The sequence below is a fragment of the Butyrivibrio sp. genome (assembly GCF_017635265.1).
Taxonomy (GTDB): Bacteria; Bacillota; Clostridia; order Lachnospirales; family Lachnospiraceae; genus Butyrivibrio.
The window spans coordinates 1-3,143 of record NZ_JAGBLU010000149.1; the positions used below are offsets into that span (position 1 = coordinate 1).

2 protein-coding genes are annotated in these 3,143 nt (G+C 38.7%); both read right to left on the bottom strand.

Annotated features, from left to right (window positions below; all coding sequences use genetic code 11):
- Positions 1-369 precede the first annotated feature (369 nt).
- Complete coding sequence (locus J6O61_RS19195) at positions 370-1,236, bottom strand: hypothetical protein (RefSeq protein ID WP_292215919.1); 867 nt, start codon at positions 1,234-1,236, stop codon at positions 370-372.
- A 337-nt stretch (positions 1,237-1,573) separates the two neighbouring features.
- Positions 1,574-2,878 (bottom strand): phosphopyruvate hydratase, encoded by a 1,305-nt coding sequence (eno, locus tag J6O61_RS19200; protein ID WP_292143385.1) that lies wholly within the window; start codon positions 2,876-2,878, stop codon positions 1,574-1,576.
- Between the last annotated feature and the right edge of the window lie 265 nt (positions 2,879-3,143).

A 3,143-nucleotide genomic window follows, 5' to 3' on the forward strand; every position in this document is an offset into this window, starting at 1 on the left:
AATAAGGCATCAGCCTTATTCAAGTGCGCCTAAGATAAGCTTTATCAGCCCAATTCACGTCTTTGCCCTCAAAAAAGCGTTCCAAAATGCTTTTGTTAAGGTTACACCTTAACTTCTAATGAGTTTCGCAAATACCTAATATATTATTTCTATGGCTCATCATAGTCATAAGCCCGAATATCATTAAATCAATTATTTATGCCATAAAACCTTACAAACTGTATAGTGCATTCTACTACTTACTTAATTAAAAAATTTATAATTAGGCAGTAGTATAATAATTTGCCTGCTTACTTATCAAGCCAAAAACAAAACAGGCATTAAAATATCTACGTCAAAATCACAAAGTGATTAACTAAAATTGATTAATCAAAATTTCACAAACCTATGTCCTCCAAAACCTTTCTCGATTACAGTATCCCAATACTCAAAGTCTTCATAAGCATTATTCTTTGGTTTAGAATCAAGAAACGCAAATAGTTCCGAAGGGCCACTGCCCCTTTCCATCACCTGCTTTGCCGTTTTCCTAATCATTTTAAGATCTTCCTGAGTCGAACTGCGTCTTACACTTCTGTAATCCCCAAAGATCATTCCTTCATGAGTCACCGGGTTCACAAATATGCTTGATGTACTTATATCTCCATGGGAAATCCCTGAATACTCAAGCGCGCAACATATATTCTCCATGCGTGAAATAACCCAGGCAAGGTGCTCTGCCTTTAAAGGTGCAAAAACTTCCACCGGATAAAAGAATGACTTACGCACAAAAACAAGTACTTCCCTACCATCTTTAAGATGAAGTCTTTGTGTAAGCATCGGAAAACACCTGTCAAGCTTCATATCAGCCTCAGGAAATACCAAACTAAGAAGCCCTTTCATAAAAAGGTCTGCCCCTCTGGCATTATCAAATACATAAACAACATTCTTTTTTGCCAGGAAACATTCCATCCCCTGATATACGTATTTATCCATATATGCAATTGTAAGTGGCTGTGAATTATCCATTATGAATGAGACATTTCCTGTCTCTTCCCAAAGATTGTCCCCTGAATAATCATCTTCCTTTGACATAGCCTTCGCCATATAAAAAGAAAGTATCTTTTGCCTGAATGCTTCGTTACCTCTAAGTTCCGAATCAGACATAAAAGCTCTGCTTCCGCAATAGCTGCAGCTAAATCCTCCTGCATCGGACACATTAAGCTGAGCCCCACAGTTTCTACACTTGTAGGTTATCATTATTTCTTTTCCTTCCCCTCAAAATACTCTATAAAAAAATAGCTAAAATCCAAACGTATTCAATACAATATAATTAAAAAATTTTTAACATGAAACAATTTTAGCCACGTTTTCAATTATAATAAACTTCCTTTTTTACGCAATACATGATTCTAACTTGTCTATATTTGATAATTATAAATAAAAAATAATTCCTCTCTCTTTGTATGAGGGTGGCGGACTCAGCCAATCCACTTACGTTCATACAAAGAGAGAGGTTTTTTTACATAAGCGCATCCTTATGTAAAAAACCTCTCCCTCTAAACTAAAAGATCTACAATTATACCGTCTTTTTTTATCACTTCTTTACATGAAATGCATCCATTCCGGGATATACTGCGCTGTCGCCAAGCATCTCTTCGATTCTTAAAAGCTGATTATACTTAGCTACACGCTCTGAACGGCTTGGTGCACCTGTCTTGATCTGGCATGTGTTAAGTGCAACAGCAAGGTCTGCAATTGTTGTATCTGCGGTCTCTCCTGAACGATGAGAAGAAATAGCAGTATAGCCTGCATTGTGAGCCATCTTGATGGCTTCAAGAGTCTCTGATACAGAACCAATCTGGTTAAGCTTAATAAGGATAGAGTTTCCTGCGCCAAGAGAAATACCCTTACTAAGTCTCTCTGTGTTAGTAACAAACAGGTCATCTCCAACGAGCTGAACTTTGTTACCAATCTTGGCTGTCATCTTCTGCCAGCCTTCCCAGTCTTCCTCATCAAGTCCGTCTTCAATGGAAATAATCGGATACTTGTCAACAAGACTCTCCCAGTGAGCTATAAGCTCATCTGATGTGAACTCTTTTCCTGACTTAGGCTGCTTATAGAAGCCCTTTCCTTTCTCGCTCTTCCACTCTGATGCAGCTGCATCCATAGCAATCATGAAGTCTTTGCCCGGCTCAAATCCAGCTGCCTTTATTGCTTCAAGAATCTTCTCGATAGCTTCTTCATCACTCTTTAGCTGATTTGGTGCAAATCCACCCTCATCACCAACTGCTGTAACATCTCCCATATCTTTAATAAGTTTCTTAAGATTGTGGAACACTTCTGCACACCAGCGAAGTGCTTCCTTAAATGAAGGAGCTCCAACAGGCATAATCATAAATTCCTGTGTATCTACCGCACTATCTGCATGCGCTCCACCATTTAAAATATTCATCATTGGAACAGGAAGTCTGTTACCTGATACACCGCCAAGAAATCTGTAAAGCGGAATATCAAGGCTCTTGGCTGCTGCTCTTGCTGTCGCTATTGAAACTGCCAGAATGGCATTTGCTCCAAGCTTTGATTTATCTTTTGTTCCGTCAGCCTTTATCATAGCTGCATCTACAGCATATGTATCAGATGCGTCCAGTCCCTCGATAGCATCATTGATAATTGTATTGATATTCTCTACAGCTTTTGTAACACCTTTTCCAAGGTATCTTGACTTATCTCCGTCTCTAAGCTCCAATGCCTCAAACTCACCTGTTGATGCTCCACTTGGTGCTGTACCTGTCGCTACTGTTCCATCAGCAAGAGTAACCTCTGCCTCAACAGTTGGATTTCCTCTTGAATCAAGGATTTCTCTGCCTATAACCTGTACAATTTGTAAATAATCTTTCATAAATTGCCTCCTTCTTATGTTAGCATACGCTTACAATATATCATAACAGGCATCACATTTCTATTTTGTTATCAATAATTTTTTTCAACAATTACGCCCCATTCCAGTTCCAGAAAATATAAATATAAAAAAGTGCCTGCGGCACCTCAACTCCCCTGCCCCTCACTCATGAGGGGTTAGGGTTGTTTTTTGCCCTAAATCCTTCATAATGATATCTATGAAACGTAATACACTACAGGAACTGTTCCGAGATCACTATGAAGAA